Consider the following 14727-nt stretch of genomic DNA (forward strand, 5'->3'; position numbering starts at 1 on the left):
GGCACTGAAACGTGTCTGCGTGTCGTCGGTGCTTCGGCTTTCGGTCACTCGTATGTGACTGATCGTGATCGAAGTGGAGCGTTGGTTCCCCCTATTGCCCCACCGCTTAGGCTGTCCTGAACCAGCCAGAAGCAGCAGGGGGCAACCGCCATGACGACAGGTCGGCTCGGGCAGCAGCATGCCGCGCCACCGAACGCGGCCTACGCCGGGCAGGTCGTGAATTTCCCGGACCCGGTCCGGGCTTCCCGCCACCCCAGGGGTGTGCGCGTGGACGAGCACGGCCATCCGGATTTCTCGCCGTACGCGCGCGCGGCCGCGGAGATCGCCGAACCTCCGCAGGGCTTCGGCATCGACGAGCTGCGGCTCACGGACTATGTGTCGGCGAACGCCGCGCTGCACGCCGATGGCCATGCGTTGTGGGACACGATTGCTTCGGTCGCCACTCCGCACGGCTGGACCTGGCACCACGTGCCGGGCACTCGCCGTCTTGAGCTGGTGCCGGTCGAGGTGAAGGCGCTGCTGCGGCATCACGGTGGTCTGGCGACGGCGCCGGTGGACCAGGGCAAGCGGGGCACGCGGCCGTTGCAGGAGACCCGGCCCACGCACTTCGGGCTGCCCAAGGGTGCGGTGTCGGTGACGGAGGAGCAACTGCTGGGCGTCGAGGAGGACTTGGGCTACCGGCTGCCCGGTGCGTACCGCACGTTCCTGAAGGCGGCCGGTGGCTGTGCCCCGGTCGGGGCGGCGCTCGACGCCGAGTTGGGGCTGCTGGTCGACCAGCCGTTCTTCACGGTGCGGGACGAGGCCGCGGTCAATGATCTGGTGTACGTCAACAAGTGTCTGCGGGACCATCTCACCAAGGACTACCTGGGCGTTGCGTTCGTTCAGGGCGGGATCCTGGCCGTGAAGGTCAAGGGTTCGGCGACCGGCTCGGTGTGGTTCTGTGCGTACGACGACGCGCGGGACCAGGACGGGTGGAGCGTGCAGGAGCGTGTGGAGCGGCTGTTGCTGCCGTGCGGCGACGACTTCGACGGTTTTCTGCAGCGTCTTGCGGGCAGTCCGCCGGAGCTGGAGACCGTGGCGAACCTGATGGTGGACGGCGGCTTCGCGCGCGCCGTCCCGATTTCGGACGAGGGGTGACGGTCCGATGGTGACCTTCGCGCAGGCGCAGGAGCGCGCGGAAGAGTGGGTGAATGGCGATGTGCCCGCGTATCAGCACCGCGAGGTGCGGGTGCGGGAGTTCGAGCTGGGCTTTGTGGTGTGGGCGGAGGACCGCGAGGGCGGTGTGCGCTCGGACGGCGGGCAGCAGCGTCTGGTGATCGCCCGGGACAGTGGTGAGGCGACGCTGTGGCCGGGGCTGCCGGTGGGTGAGGTGATCCGCCGGTACGAGGAGGAGTACGGGGCGCCGGAGGAGGCTCCGGCGGCGCCGGAGCCGCCGCAGCGGATCGATCTGAACCAGACGTCGTTCCTGTTGAGCCCGCCGGAGTGGCTCCAGGACGCGGCGGACAAGCTGGGGATCCCGGACCGGCGTTCGCCGCAGTCCGGGGAGTCTGTGGCCGCTTCGGCGGCGTCCGAGGCTGCGGCTGGGCGGGCTTCCGCGCCCTCGCCCACCCCGTCGCCCACCCCGTCGCCCACCCCGTCTTCCGCGCCGCCTTCTGCGCCTTCGTCCGGGGCGGACTGGTCGGCTGCCGCTGCCGCTTCCGGCGCCACGGGCCCCAATGCCTCGCAGGCCGGGGGGAGTTCGTCCGCGGCAGGGTCGATGTGGCCCGAGGCCGGTTCCTTGGGTGGCGGCGCCTCGCAGGGCGGGGCCGGGTGGCCCAGTGCCGGTGGCGGCGACTACGAGCCGACGGCTTCCGACGGGGTTCCGCCGACGCCGTCCGGGGCCACGCCGTGGACGGACACCAACGCGGCCGGTTCGGGCGATGCGTCAGTGCCGTTGCCGGCGACGGTGTTTGCGCCGCCGATCTCCGGGGCCGACGACGACGACAGTCCGACGCCCGTGGTGGGCGCGGACGCGCCGACGGCGCTGATGTCGGGCGGCAGCAGTCTGCCGCGGACGACGGTCTCCCCGGCGCTGAACCAGCCTGGTCCCGGCGCCCCTTCGGGTCCTGGCGCACCTTCCGGGCCCGGTGCTCCTTCCCGTCCGGTTGCGCCCGGGGCCAGTGACATCGCGGACGCGGCGACGAGCAAGGCGGCGGTGCCGCCGCGTGGTGCGCGCGGCACCGGTTCCACGACTCCGCCGCCGCCCGGCGCTCCCGGCATTCCGGGTGCGCGGCCGGGTGCGACTCCGCCGGGCCCGCCCGGGGCTCCGGGTGCTCCCGGTGCGGCGGCCGGCTATCTGCCGACGCAGCTTGTCTCGCAGCTCGGCCCGGAGGGTCCGCAGCCGCCTGGCGCTCCGCAGCCTCCTGGTCCGCCCGGTCCGCCTGGTTCCACGCCGCCGCCGGGTGGTGGTGTTCACCATGCTGCGACGATGCTTGCGGACCCGAGTCAGATGGGTCCGGGGGCTCCCCAGCCGCCCGGTCCGCCCGGGGCACCGCAGCCTCCCGGTCCGCCCGGTCCGCCTGGTTCCACGCCGCCGCCGGGTGGTGGCGTTCACCATGCTGCGACGATGCTTGCGGACCCGAGTCAGATGGGTCCCGGTGCGCCGCAGCCCCCCGGTCCGCCGGGAGCGCCGACGCCGCCCGGTCCGCCTGGCGGTGGCGTGCACCACGCTGCGACCATGCTCGCCGGACCCGCCCAGATGGGTCCCGGCGCTCCGCAGCCGCCCGGCCCTCCCGGTGCACCGCCCGGTGCGCCTCCCGGCCCCGCACCGCATGCGCCGCAGCCTCCGCACGGCGGTCAGCCGCCCGCGTACGGCTATCCGCAGCAGCCGACCGGTCAGCCGACCGTCGGCCCCGGCTACCAGGCCGTGTTGCGCTACCGCGCGCCCGACGGCTCCGAGGCCCAGTTGATCCGCCGCTCGGCGCCCGGCACTCCGCATCCGGAGTGGCAGATCCTGCATGAGCTGCGGGCCATGAACGTGCCGCCGCAGCAGGTGCTCGAGCTGCACACCGAGCTGGAGTCGTGCGAGCTGCCCGGCGGCTACTGCGCCCGGATGATCCGGGAGACCTGGCCGCAGGTGCGGATCACCTCCGTCGCGCCGTACGGCAGGGACCACGCCAGCCGACAGCAGGGCATGCAGCATCTGCTCACCCACCAGGGCGAGTTGCACCAGGTCGCGGACGGCCCGGCGCGCCCCGCGCCGGTGCGGGCGCCGCTGCCGCAGCTGCCGCCGGCTCCGCCGATTCCCCCGGAGGGGATCGCGCAGGAACTGGTGGCCGCGTTCGGGCCGCAGGGCATCTGCCGGTTCGACCAGCGGGCCGTGTCGCGTCAGGGCGTGCCGGAGATCGTCGCGGCCACGCTGGTGTGGGCGGGGCTGCCGGGCGACTTCAACCCGTTCTTCTGGGCGCAGCCCGCGCAGCCGGTCGTCCCGACGCTGGCGGAGCTGGCGGCGCAGCGGCAGGTGCAGCCCGCGGCCGACGCGGGTTCGTATCTGGTGGTGGGCAGTGACTTCGGCCGGGCGATCTGCGTCCAGTACGGCACGGCGCACATCGTGGCGGTTCCGGTGGAGTCGGGCCCGGGCGGTCAGCCGGTGGCGCCGCAGTTCGTGAACAGCGGGCTGCCGGAGTTTGTCCGCTGCCTGGCGCTGCTCGGCCGGATGTGGCGGCTGCGGTTCAACCTCAACCCGGAGCAGGCCGGCCGTTGGACGGTCGACTTCCAGGCGCAGCTCACGGCGCTGGACCCGGCGGCGCTGGCGTCGCCGGAGAGCTGGTGGTCGGTGCTGCTCGAGCAGATGTGGGACGGACTGTTGTAGCCCGGTACTCATGAATCACCGGGGCGCCCGGCCTGCTTGCGGCAGGCCGGGCGCCCCTGTCTTTTGCCCCTGATAGGTCTGATTCCGACTTCTTTCTTCCCTCTTTTGACAAATGGCGCACCACTGATCGCTGCGGCTGGTGGAGTGTCGGTTATGGGTACTTCGCTGCAATCGAGCAGGATGTGCGCCAATCGCGTTGTCTGTCGGAGAGGGGCTCGAAGGATGAGTGCTGCATCGGTGTCACCTCACGGCTTCGTCGCCGTACGTGGCCGTGGCTACCGCATGGAGGAGGCCGACGCCCATGTCACCGCACTGTCCCAGAACCGCGACGACGCGTGGGAGCGTGCGGCGCGCCTCACCGTCCTCGCGAGGGACATGGAGGCGGAGGCGGCCGGCCTGCGCGAGGTGGTCTCCGCTCTCGTCCCCCAGACGTACGACACGCTCGGCACGCGCGCCCAGTATCTGCTGGCGGTCGCCGAGGAGGAGGCCGAGGAAGTACGCACCGCGGCCGGGGAAGCGGCGCAGGGCGTGATCGAGGCGGCCGACGCGGCGGGCCGGCAGACGCGTGACGCGGCCCGGGAACAGGCCGAGGCGGTACGGGCGGACGCCGAGGCGCGTGTCCAGCAGATTCTGCTCGCGGCGCAGGCGGAGGCCGACGAGACCCGTGTCGAGGCGCGCCGCCAGGTGAAGGAGCTGCGCGGCGAGGCGGTGGCCGCCTGGAAGGAGATGCGCCGCCGGGCCGAGGGCATGCTGGCCGAGCTGGAGCAGGAGCAGGCCGAACGCTGGGAAGTGATGGAGCGTGAACTGGCGGACTGCGAGTCGGCGTTGGACGCGCACCACGCCGAGCTCACGGCCTGCGCCGAGGCCGGCCTCTCGGCGGCCGAGCGCACCTTCGCGGAGGCGGAGGAGAGCGCCCGCCACGGCCAGGAGGACGCGGAGGCGCGGGCCGCGGAGCTGATTGCCGAGGCCCGGGTCCACGAGGAGCGGATCGGGCGGGACGTGGAGCGGGCGCTGCGGCAGCACGAGGAGTCGCGCGACGAGATGCAGGCGCACATGGCGCACATCCGCAACAGCCTGGCGGCACTGACGGGGCGGGCGGCTGCGGAGGGCTGACGGGGGTTCCGGGGTTCGGGCTGAGCCATCCATTGCCCGGGCATGGTCGTCACATGGGCAAATCTTGATCATGCCCTTCTAGGGTCGGGAGTTGCAGTCCGGACGACGGGGGAGGCTTCGCGTGGGCGGAGGCAAGGGTGACGGCAAGGTCCTGGAAATACTTGCCGCAGGGGCGCACGGGCCGTCGCCGGTGATTATTGGCGTCTTTGCGGTTGGCGGCCTGGTCGCGGTGTGGTGCGGTGCGAGTTGGGCGTTCAATGTACGGGGCATTGCCGACCGGCGGGCCGAGAACATCCGGCAGCGGCGCCAGTTGAGCGGGGCGCCGCTGGGGCAGCTGGATGGCGCGCCCTCGGGGCTGATGTGGGCTCAGCCTTGGTACCAGCGGCTTCTGGGGGCGGTCATGGCCCTCGCAGGCCTGGTGATGGTGCTCGCGGGCGCCATGCTCTGGCATCTCGGCTGAGGGAGGGCGGAGCGGCCGGTCCGCACGGCGGCGGAGAGCTGAGCAGCCCTCCGCCGCGGAAGGCGCTACTTCACCGAGGCGGGCGGCTCGGCCGGGACGACGGGCTTGTTCTGGCAGTCCAGGTTGTCGGCCATCACCTTGGCGGAGTGCAGCAGATGGGTGAGGTGGACGCGGGCACCGGTGTCGCCGGTGAGCGTGTCGGTCAGCTGTCCCTCGATCGGCACCTCGTTCTCCTGCTTGGGGGACGTGCCCGGAATTTTGCACTTGACGTACACGCGGTAACGGACCATGCCATCGCGGTCCTTCCCGTGTACAAGTTTGACGGTGGAATTGACCGGGGTCACGGTCTGCGCAGGACTGACTTCGGAAGCCTTGTCGAATGGGGCATCGAAGCGGAAGTACGAGGGCCCGTACCGGATTTCGAGCTGCTTTTCGGCATTCGTGACGTCTGTCCTCGCCAAGCAGGTATCGGCCCTCAGGAACGTGCGGGCGCCGCTATCGTCCGGACCCCAGTTCTCCACCTGCTGGTAGAACAGCGAGCGTGCCTTCTTGAGATCGTCGACGACCTTCAGACGTACCTTGCCTCCTGTACGCTCTTCGATCCATTTCAGTCCGGCGTTGCCCAGGAGTTCGTTGCAGGTGGAGTCGTCGAGAACGTCCCCCTTGGCTGTCTCTTCGGCCTCCTCCTTGGCCTCCTTGTCGGCCGTGCAGGCGCACGCACCCAGCAGGAGGACGGTCACGGCGGTAAGTGTGAGCGCGCTTCTCATGATCACCATCCTCGGGAGGCGCCGGTATTGCTGAGATGCCCGCCGTTGTTGTACTGGCCCTCGGCGCGCTCGGCCAGATCGCCGACTGCCGTTTCGCTCATTCCGTGCGCCTCTGCATAGTTCAGGAGAGGGGTCATCGCATTTCTGCGACCGTCATACATGGCCTTGTCGACGCCCGCGACCGAATCATCGAAGTTGTCGAACTCGTGGTCCTTGAGCCATTGCAGTGTATCCGTGGAGACATGGGTGTTGGCTGCGCCGCCGATCGTCTCAATGGCGAGAGGGACGGCAACCACCGCCACCGGACCGGTGGGGACGATCAAGGCAGTGGCTACGCCCGCGCCGACGCCGACCGCAGCCTCGGCGGCGAATTTGCGCCATTCGCCCTGCTTCTCGAGCTCCAGATTCCGCCGGTCCTTGTCGTCGGCGAATTCGTGGCCGATGGCCTCGGCTCGCGCTTGGTCCAGCAGACCGTGCATCCTGACGCTTTTTACCCCGGCGTCCAGCGCGGCCTCGTGGTCGGCGCCCTGGGCGGCCATCGAGCTGGCCCCGTACACCTGCTGGGCTGTTGAAACCGTCTCGTAGGAGCCCTCGTCTGCGGCCAGGGCTCGCAGGAAGTTCTTGCTGCCCATCTCTCCGAAGTCGCGGAGGTGTTGCTCCTTGGCATGAAACAGATCATCCCTGCCGGAGGCTTCTCCAGTGCCGCCCCAGTTGGCCATTGTGTAGTCGAGGCTGTCGATATGGCCGGCCGCCATGTTCGCCAGGCTGTCGCGGATTCCGTCCTGCTTGTCGATCATGTCGGCGCTCTGATAGTGGTCCACGACGCGGTCCATGAGCAACGTGCGCTGTTCGCGCGCCGCGATCTGCTCATCGGTCTTCATCGGAGGGATGGACGGGTCCTTGTCGTCGTACGCGTACCCGAGCGTCCCCGACTCCAGCGCGTGGCCCAGGTTCTTGAACCCCGTCGTCTTCCCGTCATCGTCGGTCGGCCACTCGCGCGCGCCCTCGCCGTCCTTGTTGACCAGGTAGTCCCAGTTGCTCATGGCGTCGTCGCCCTTGCCGGACGAGCCGTTGAAGAACTGCAGGGAGGCTTCCGGGTTGTGGCCGAGCGCCTCCATCAGGTTGGCGACCGGGTCGCTGTCCGGCTTGGTGCCGCCGGGCGGGTAGGAGAGCTGGGCCGGGTTGAAGCGGTTCTCCCAGAGCTCTTTCGGGCCGCCCAGCACCGGGTCGTCGGACTTGCGCTCGAACTCGAGCATCTTCTCGCCGTACTTGTTGAGGAAGGACGTGTCCCACTTGCCTTCAGTCATCAGTGGGCCGAGGACCTGGAAGCCGTACGGTGCGCTGGGGATGCCGCTCTTGGCCTTGATCGGATCGTCGCCCAGCTCGATCATCCGGTCCTTCCACGCCTGCATTTCAGGGGTGTCGACACGGGTGGCGTTGGCGAGGGTGATGCCCAGGTTGTCCTGCACCTTCGCGAGGATCTTCGCGCGATCGCCGTCAGGGTCCGGTGTGCGTCCCCGGCCCGGGTCGGCGAGGCTGCGCCAGAACTCGAGCGTGCCTTCGGGGCCCAGCTTGGTCGCGAACCGCTCGGCGAAGGCGGGATTGTCGCGGTGGTACTTGGAGATCTCGTTGAAGCGCTTCAGCTCGTCGTCGGTCATCCCGTCGCCCTTGGATGCGAGCTTCACCATCGCGTCGGCGTCCTCGATGCCCTGCTGCCGGTCGGCGTCCTTGAGGCCCTTGTAGCCCGTCTCGTCGAAGTCGTACTTGCTCTGGGCGTGCTTGCGCAGCGCACGCGCGGCGATCCGGTCGGTCTCGTTCGCCGCCTCCAGGATCCTGCCGACCTCGCGTGCCGCCTGGTCGACCTCTTCCTGGCTGGTCTGCTCCTTGGGGCCGCCCGGGACCTCGCGCTGCGGACCGGAGTACATCGCGCTGCCCTTGTCGTCGATGTAGACGTTCTTCTTGGCCCACGTGTCGATCGTGGTCTTCAGGTCTTCCTTGTGCTTCTTCAGGTTGGCGTGGGCTTCCTCAAGGATCTTGTGGATGCTGCGGGCCTCGGTGACCATGTCGTCGAACTGGCGCGCCGTCGTGGTGGTGAACTCCTTGGTGACGGTGGCGTTGTCGCCCTTCCAGTCCGCGGCGTTGGCCTTGCGCTCCAGATCGGCGGCGTTGATGCCTCCGTCGCCCCCGTCGGCGAGCGTGACCAGCTTGTCGAGCATCTGCTTCCACTGCGTGACCGCGGTGTTCAGCTTGGTGAGGTTGAGGTCCTGCAGTTCCTGGCAGGTGACCATGGCGAGCTTCCCCTTTGCCCTACTTGAACTCGTCGTAGATGCGCGACACGGTCATCGTCTTGCCGTCCAGGGACTGCATCCCCGTCACGATCTTGTGCTCCTGCTTTGCATGTGTGGAGCGCGAATAGTCGAGATGGTTGGAGATGTGCGCACAGGCTTCCTTGAGCGTGGCCAGCTTGGTGCTCCAGGCGTCGTGCACTTCAAGGAGTCCGGAGCCCATGTCCAGGCCGTCGTTGAAGAGCTGATTCGAGGCCTCGAAAGTGGCTACGCGGGCGTGATCGCCATCGGTGGACAACTGCTCGCGCAGGGAGCGTGCCAGGTCGCCGAGTTTGCCCAACTCATCGTCGTGGACAGTCAGGTCGTCCTTCCCACCGCCTGATCCACCGCCCTCCGCGGGCAGTTGATTCAGCCGCGTCTGCGTCGAACTGGACTTGGCCTGCTCCCACTCGTCCCATGCCACTGGCTGCCCCCGTCGTGATCACTGCAATGTGCATGCCTTCACTCCGCTCCACGGTAGACGGGTGTCATGTGCGATTGCCAAGCGGGAAAGCCCCGGTGGTGAAAGCTTCACGGAGATCGCACAATCCCTTGGCGGACAGGAGCATCCGGCTAGCGGACAGGAGCATCCGGCTTCGGTTCGTCGATTACGGGGAAGCGGCGCGGGGCGACGAACAGCAGGACCAGCAGGGCGACTCCGGCCGCCGCTGCCGCGCCCACGTACACGTAGTCCACCGCCGCGTCCACTGCGCGCCGCAGATGGTCCGTAGCTTCGGTGGTCATCGACGACGGGTCGGCGAGCGCGTGCGCGACCGAGTCCAGGTCGCCCGTGCCGCCGAGGCGGGCGGCGAGGACGGTGTTGGCCACGGCACCGAACAGCGCCGCGCCCACGCTCTGGCCGACCTGGCGGCAGAAGAGTACGGACGCGGTCGTCGTGCCGCGTTCCGACCAGCCGACCGTCGACTGGACGCCGACGATCAGCGGCAGTTGGAAGAGGCCGAGTGCCCCGCCGAGCAGCAGCATGATCAGGGCCGGCTGCCAGGGTTCGCCGGGGAAGGGGAGCAGGGGGAAGGCCGCGAGGATCAGGCCGGCGAGCGTGATGCCGACGATCGCCGTCCGTCGGAAGCCGATCCGGGTGTAGACCCGGTTCGACAGCGCGGCGCTGACCGGCCAGCTCAGCGTCATGACCGACAGGACGAAGCCCGCTGCGATCGGGCCGAGTCCGAGCACCGATTGTGCGTACGTCGGGAGGAAGACGGTCGGGGCCACCATCAGCAGGCCCAGCGCGCCGAGGGCCAGGTTCACCGCGGCTATGGTGCGCCGCCGCCAGACCCAGCCGGGGATGATCGGCTCCGCGGCCCGCCGTTCGATGACAACGACGACGGCGACGAGGAGGGCGCTTGCGCCGAGCAGCGCGAGTGACGGCGCGGACAGCCACGGCCAGGCGATGCCGCCCTGGACGAGCGCGGTGAGCAGGAGTGTGCCCGCCGCGAAGATGGCCAGTGCGCCCGGCCAGTCGATACGGGGGCGGGCGGCCGGTCGCGTACGGGACGGCTCGCGCAGATGACGGGCGATCAGCCAGAGAGCGACCGCGCCCACGGGGAGGTTGATCAGGAAGATCCAGCGCCAGTCGGCGTACGAGGCGAGCAGCCCGCCGATCGCGGGCCCGGCGACGGCCGAGACCGCCCACACGGTCGACAACCTGGCCTGGATTCTGGGGCGTTCCTTCAGCGGGTAGAGGTCGGCGGCGATGGTCTGGACGGTTCCTTGCAGCGCTCCGCCGCCCAGTCCCTGGACCACGCGGAAGGCGATCAGCGCGGCCATGTTCCAGGCGGCGGCGCACAGCACCGAACCGGCGAGGAAGAGGACGATGCCGGCGATCAGGACCGGCTTGCGGCCGAAGGTGTCGGAGAGCTTTCCGTACACGGGGAGTGTGACGGTCACGGCGAGGAGATAGCCGGAGAAGAGCCAGGAGAAGACGGTGAAGCCGCCGAGGTCGCCCACGATTTGGGGGACGACAGTGGAGACGATGGTCCCGTCGAGCGCGGCGAGCGCCATCCCGAGCATGAGGGCGGCAACGACGGGCCCACGGCGGGCGGCGTCGGCGCGGGGTGTCCCGGGTGTCTCGGTCGCACCTCTCGTGCGGGCCGTGGGCCCGGTGCCGCTTCCCGGCCCGGTGGCGGCACCAGGGGCCGCCGCGGTGTCGGCAGGCCCACTGCCGGCCGCGGGCCCGGCCCCGGCGGCGGTGCCTGGCGTGGTCCCGGCCGGAGCGGCCGTGGCGCGGCCACCGCGCCGGGCCTCGCCGGCTGGCGACCGACGCGGCGCACGGCCCCCGCGCCCCGCGTCTGTCGGGGGCCTGGTCCGTATGCCCTCCGGATCGTCCGTGCTTTCCTCCGCGCTCACCCCAGGATCCTTTCCCCCTGCACGTATTTTCCCGGGACACCATCTCACTTGAGCCTCACGCAGGGGGAGGGTGCAGGCTCAAGCCGTGCGGATCCACCCGCAGGTGGAGTCCCCCTAGGGGCTCCTCCTTACTGATGGCCAGGGGAGGTTCGTCCCGGGGGACGAGGAGGAGGCGGGGAGGATTCCTTAGGTTGGTCTTACGGCCGCAGCTGAGGCCCCACCACCGGGGGGTGGGGAAAACCCCCGGCTCAAGACTGCGCTGCGCACCAGCGACCCGGACCGTCTCGGCCGACAGACTCAAACCGTACGGGGCAACACCCTTTCATCACCGACATAGGAGAAATACCGTGACAACGGCTGTGACCATTCCTCAGCACGGGGGCACCGGAGGGAGTACGGCCGTTGCCGCTCGCGGGCGGCAGGTCGTCAAGGCATACGGCTCGGGGGAGACCCGTGTCGTCGCCCTCGACCATGTCGATGTCGACATCGCCCGCGGGCAGTTCACCGCGATCATGGGCCCCTCCGGGTCCGGCAAGTCGACGCTGATGCACTGCCTGGCCGGCCTCGACACCGTCACCTCGGGCAAGATCTACCTCGACGAGACCGAGATCACCGGGCTCAAGGACAAGAAGCTCACGCAGCTGCGCCGGGACCGGATCGGTTTCATCTTCCAGGCCTTCAATCTGCTGCCGACGCTCAACGCCCTGGAGAACATCACCCTGCCCATGGACATCGCCGGCCGTAAGCCGGACGCCGCCTGGCTGAACCGGGTCGTCGAGACCGTGGGCCTGTCCGAGCGCCTCAAGCACCGGCCCACCCAGCTCTCCGGCGGCCAGCAGCAGCGTGTCGCCGTGGCCAGGGCGCTCGCCGCCCGGCCCGAGATCATCTTCGGTGACGAGCCGACCGGAAACCTCGACTCCCGCGCGGGCGCAGAGGTGCTGAGCTTCCTGCGCCGTTCGGTCGACGAGTTGGGTCAGACCATCGTGATGGTCACGCACGACCCGGTGGCCGCCTCGTACGCGGACCGGGTCCTCTACCTCGCCGACGGGCGGATAGTCGACGAGATGTTCCGGCCCACCGCCGACGCCGTACTGGACCGCATGAAGGACTTCGACGCGCGGGGGCGGACGTCGTGACCGTACTCAGGACATCCCTGCGCAACTTCCTGGCGCACAAGGGGAGAATGGCGCTCTCGGCGGTGGCGGTGCTGCTGTCCGTCGCCTTTGTGTCGGGGACGCTCGTTTTCACCGACACGATGAACGCGACGTTCGACAAGCTCTTCGCCGCGACCGCGTCCGATGTCACCGTCAGTCCCAAGGGCGCCGGCGACGACGACAACCCGCAGACCGGCAAGCCCGAGTCGTTGCCCGCCTCGCTCGTCGAGAAGGTGGCGGGGGCCAAGGGCGTGAAGTCCGCCGAGGGCTCGGTCACCAGCATGAGCGTGACGGTCGTCAACTCCCGGAACAAGAACATGGGTTCCAGCACCGGCGCTCCGACGATCGCCGGCAACTGGAACCAGAACGACCTCAAGGCGATGGAGATCAGCTCCGGCCACGCGCCGCGCGGTCCCACCGAGGTGATGGTCGACGCCGACACCGCCGAGAAGCACCGGCTGAAACTCGGCGACGAACTGCGCACCATCTCCGTCATCGGCGACCTCACCGCCAAGATCTCCGGCATCGCCTCTTTCAAGGTCACCAACCCCGGTGCGGCGGTCGTCTACTTCGACACCGCCACCGCGCAGCGTGCACTGCTCGGCAAGGAGGGCCTGTTCACGGGCGTCTCCGTCACCGCCGCGGCGGGCGTCAGCGACGAGCAGCTCAAGCAGAACGTCGCCCAGGTGCTCGGCAGCGGCACGTACAAGCTGCAGACGGCGAAGGAGTCCGCCGACTCCAACCGCGAGGACGTCGGCTCCTTCCTCAAGGTGATGAAGTACGCGATGCTCGGCTTCGCGGGTATCGCCTTCCTCGTCGGCATCTTCCTGATCGTCAACACCTTCTCGATGCTGGTTGCCCAGCGCACCCGCGAGATCGGCCTGATGCGGGCGATCGGCTCCAGCCGCAAGCAGGTCAACCGCTCCGTGCTGGTCGAGGCGCTGCTGCTCGGCATCGTCGGATCCATCGCGGGCGTCGCTGCCGGCGTGGGCCTGGCCGTGGGGCTGATGAAGCTGATGGGTTCCATGGGCATGGAGCTGTCCACCCGGGACCTGACCGTGAAGTGGACGACTCCGGCGGTCGGCCTGGTCCTCGGCATCGTGGTCACCGTCGTCGCCGCGTATGTTCCGGCGCGCCGGGCCGGCAAGGTCTCCCCGATGGCCGCCCTGCGCGAGTCCGGTACGCCGGCCGACGGCAAGGCGGGACGGCTCCGGGCCGCGATCGGCCTGGTCCTCACGGGCGGTGGCGCGGCCGCGCTGCTGGTCGCCACCCAGGCAGACAAGGCGAGCGAGGGCTCGATGTTCCTCGGCCTCGGCGTGGTCCTCTCCCTCATCGGCTTCGTGGTCATCGGCCCGCTGCTCGCCGGTGTCGTGGTGCGGGCGCTCAGCGCCGTCGTACTGCGGATGTTCGGCTCGGTCGGCCGGCTCGCCGAGCGCAACGCGCTGCGCAACCCCCGTCGTACGGGAGCGACGGGCGCCGCCCTGATGATCGGCCTCGCCCTGGTGGCGTGCCTGTCGGTGGTCGGCTCCTCGATGGTCGCCTCGGCGACGGAGGAGCTCGACAAGTCGGTCGGCGCGGACTTCATCGTCTCGTCCGCCACTAGGCAGCCGATCATGCCGCAGGTCGAGAAGGCCCTGAAGAAGACCCGGTACATCGACCACGTCACCAACTACAAGGAGGTCATGACCAAGCTGACCGCCCCGGACGGCAAGACCGAGGACGAAGGCCTGATCGCCGCCGACCCGACGTACGCACAGGATCTGCGCCGCGAGATGGTCGCGGGCGAGATCTCGGCGGCGTACGGCAAGGACGCCATGTCGGTCGGTGACGCGTACGCCAAGGAGCACGCCGTCAAGGTCGGGGACAAGATCAAGGTCGCGTTCAAGAACGGCCGGACCGCCGAGCTCAAGGTCGCGGCGATCACGTCCGACGACACGAACGTCGACAAGGGCGCGATGTACACCAACATCACGACCGCCGCGCAGTACGTTCCCGCCGACCGGATGCCGAAGAACATGATCATGTTCGCGTCGGCGCAGGACGGCAAGGAGAAGGAGGCGTACGCGGCGCTCAAGGCGTCGCTGGCCAAGTATCCGCAGTACAAGGTGCAGAACCAGACCGACTTCAAGCAGGAACTGAAGGACCAGGTCGGCCAGCTGCTGAACATCGTCTACGGCCTGCTGGCGCTCGCGATCATCGTCGCGGTGCTGGGTGTGGTGAACACGCTGGCCCTGTCGGTGGTCGAGCGGACCCGGGAGATCGGCCTGATGCGGGCGATCGGCCTCTCGCGCCGCCAGCTGCGCCGGATGATCCGCCTGGAGTCGGTGGTCATCGCCCTCTTCGGCGCCCTGCTCGGCCTCGGTCTGGGCATGGGCTGGGGCACGGCGGCCCAGAAGCTGCTGGCGCTGGAGGGTCTGGGGGTCCTGGAGATCCCGTGGTCGACGATCATCACGGTCTTCGTGGCCTCGGCGTTCGTGGGCCTGTTCGCGGCCCTGGTCCCGGCCTTCCGGGCGGGCCGGATGAACGTCCTGAACGCGATCGCCACGGAGTAGGTGCGGGGGAGGCCCTGCCCGGCCGATGACCAGCGGGCCCCGGTGAGCACAGATGTGCTCACCAGGGCCCGCGCATGCCCGCGGACCGCATATGACCTGCTGTTTCCGGCGCCCGGCGAGTGGGGTGGCGCCCGTGGCGGACG

General features: G+C 69.5%; 10 protein-coding genes. 6 read left to right on the top strand and 4 right to left on the bottom strand.

Features of this window, described 5'->3' with window-relative positions:
• The first annotated feature begins 150 nt into the window (after positions 1 to 150).
• The 4 genes from ACI2LP_RS14265 to ACI2LP_RS14280 all read left to right on the top strand — a co-directional run bounded on the left by ACI2LP_RS14265 (position 151) and on the right by ACI2LP_RS14280 (position 5423).
• Positions 151 to 1137, top strand: coding sequence for an SMI1/KNR4 family protein (locus ACI2LP_RS14265; protein ID WP_404724811.1), 987 nt, complete (start codon positions 151 to 153; stop codon positions 1135 to 1137).
• Between the two features lie 7 nt (positions 1138 to 1144).
• Positions 1145 to 3850 carry an SUKH-4 family immunity protein gene (locus ACI2LP_RS14270; RefSeq protein WP_404724812.1) on the top strand — a complete coding sequence of 902 codons (2706 nt, stop codon included), beginning with the start codon at positions 1145 to 1147 and terminating at the stop codon, positions 3848 to 3850.
• 222 nt (positions 3851 to 4072) lie between these two features.
• On the top strand, positions 4073 to 4963 hold the full coding sequence (locus tag ACI2LP_RS14275; protein WP_404724813.1) for a cellulose-binding protein: 891 nt from the start codon (positions 4073 to 4075) through the stop codon (positions 4961 to 4963).
• A 121-nt stretch (positions 4964 to 5084) separates the two neighbouring features.
• On the top strand, positions 5085 to 5423 hold the full coding sequence (locus tag ACI2LP_RS14280) for a hypothetical protein (protein WP_404724814.1): 339 nt from the start codon (positions 5085 to 5087) through the stop codon (positions 5421 to 5423).
• 65 nt (positions 5424 to 5488) lie between these two features.
• Here the strand turns inward: ACI2LP_RS14280 and ACI2LP_RS14285 are convergent, their stop codons facing one another.
• From ACI2LP_RS14285 to ACI2LP_RS14300, 4 genes are all read right to left on the bottom strand, one after another.
• The gene (locus ACI2LP_RS14285; RefSeq protein ID WP_404724815.1) at positions 5489 to 6190 is read right to left on the bottom strand and encodes a hypothetical protein; all 702 of its coding nucleotides are present in this window, start codon (positions 6188 to 6190) and stop codon (positions 5489 to 5491) included.
• 2 nt (positions 6191 to 6192) lie between these two features.
• Positions 6193 to 8478: a DUF6571 family protein gene (locus ACI2LP_RS14290; RefSeq protein WP_404724816.1), complete on the bottom strand. Its 2286-nt coding sequence runs from the start codon at positions 8476 to 8478 to the stop codon at positions 6193 to 6195.
• 19 nt (positions 8479 to 8497) lie between these two features.
• Positions 8498 to 8938, bottom strand: coding sequence for a hypothetical protein (locus ACI2LP_RS14295; protein ID WP_404724817.1), 441 nt, complete (start codon positions 8936 to 8938; stop codon positions 8498 to 8500).
• 149 nt (positions 8939 to 9087) lie between these two features.
• Positions 9088 to 10878, bottom strand: a complete 1791-nt coding sequence (locus ACI2LP_RS14300) for an MFS transporter (protein WP_404724818.1) — start codon at positions 10876 to 10878, stop codon at positions 9088 to 9090.
• A gap of 347 nt (positions 10879 to 11225) precedes the next feature.
• Between ACI2LP_RS14300 and ACI2LP_RS14305 the strand changes: the two genes are divergently transcribed.
• On the top strand, positions 11226 to 12014 hold the full coding sequence (locus tag ACI2LP_RS14305) for an ABC transporter ATP-binding protein (RefSeq protein ID WP_404724819.1): 789 nt from the start codon (positions 11226 to 11228) through the stop codon (positions 12012 to 12014).
• Complete coding sequence (locus tag ACI2LP_RS14310) at positions 12011 to 14584, top strand: ABC transporter permease (protein ID WP_404724820.1); 2574 nt, start codon at positions 12011 to 12013, stop codon at positions 14582 to 14584. The genes ACI2LP_RS14305 and ACI2LP_RS14310 overlap by 4 nt, the downstream gene beginning before the upstream one ends.
• The last annotated feature ends 143 nt before the right edge of the window (positions 14585 to 14727 follow it).

This window comes from Streptomyces sp. NPDC019890, assembly GCF_044903445.1.
Taxonomy (GTDB): domain Bacteria; phylum Actinomycetota; class Actinomycetes; order Streptomycetales; family Streptomycetaceae; genus Streptomyces.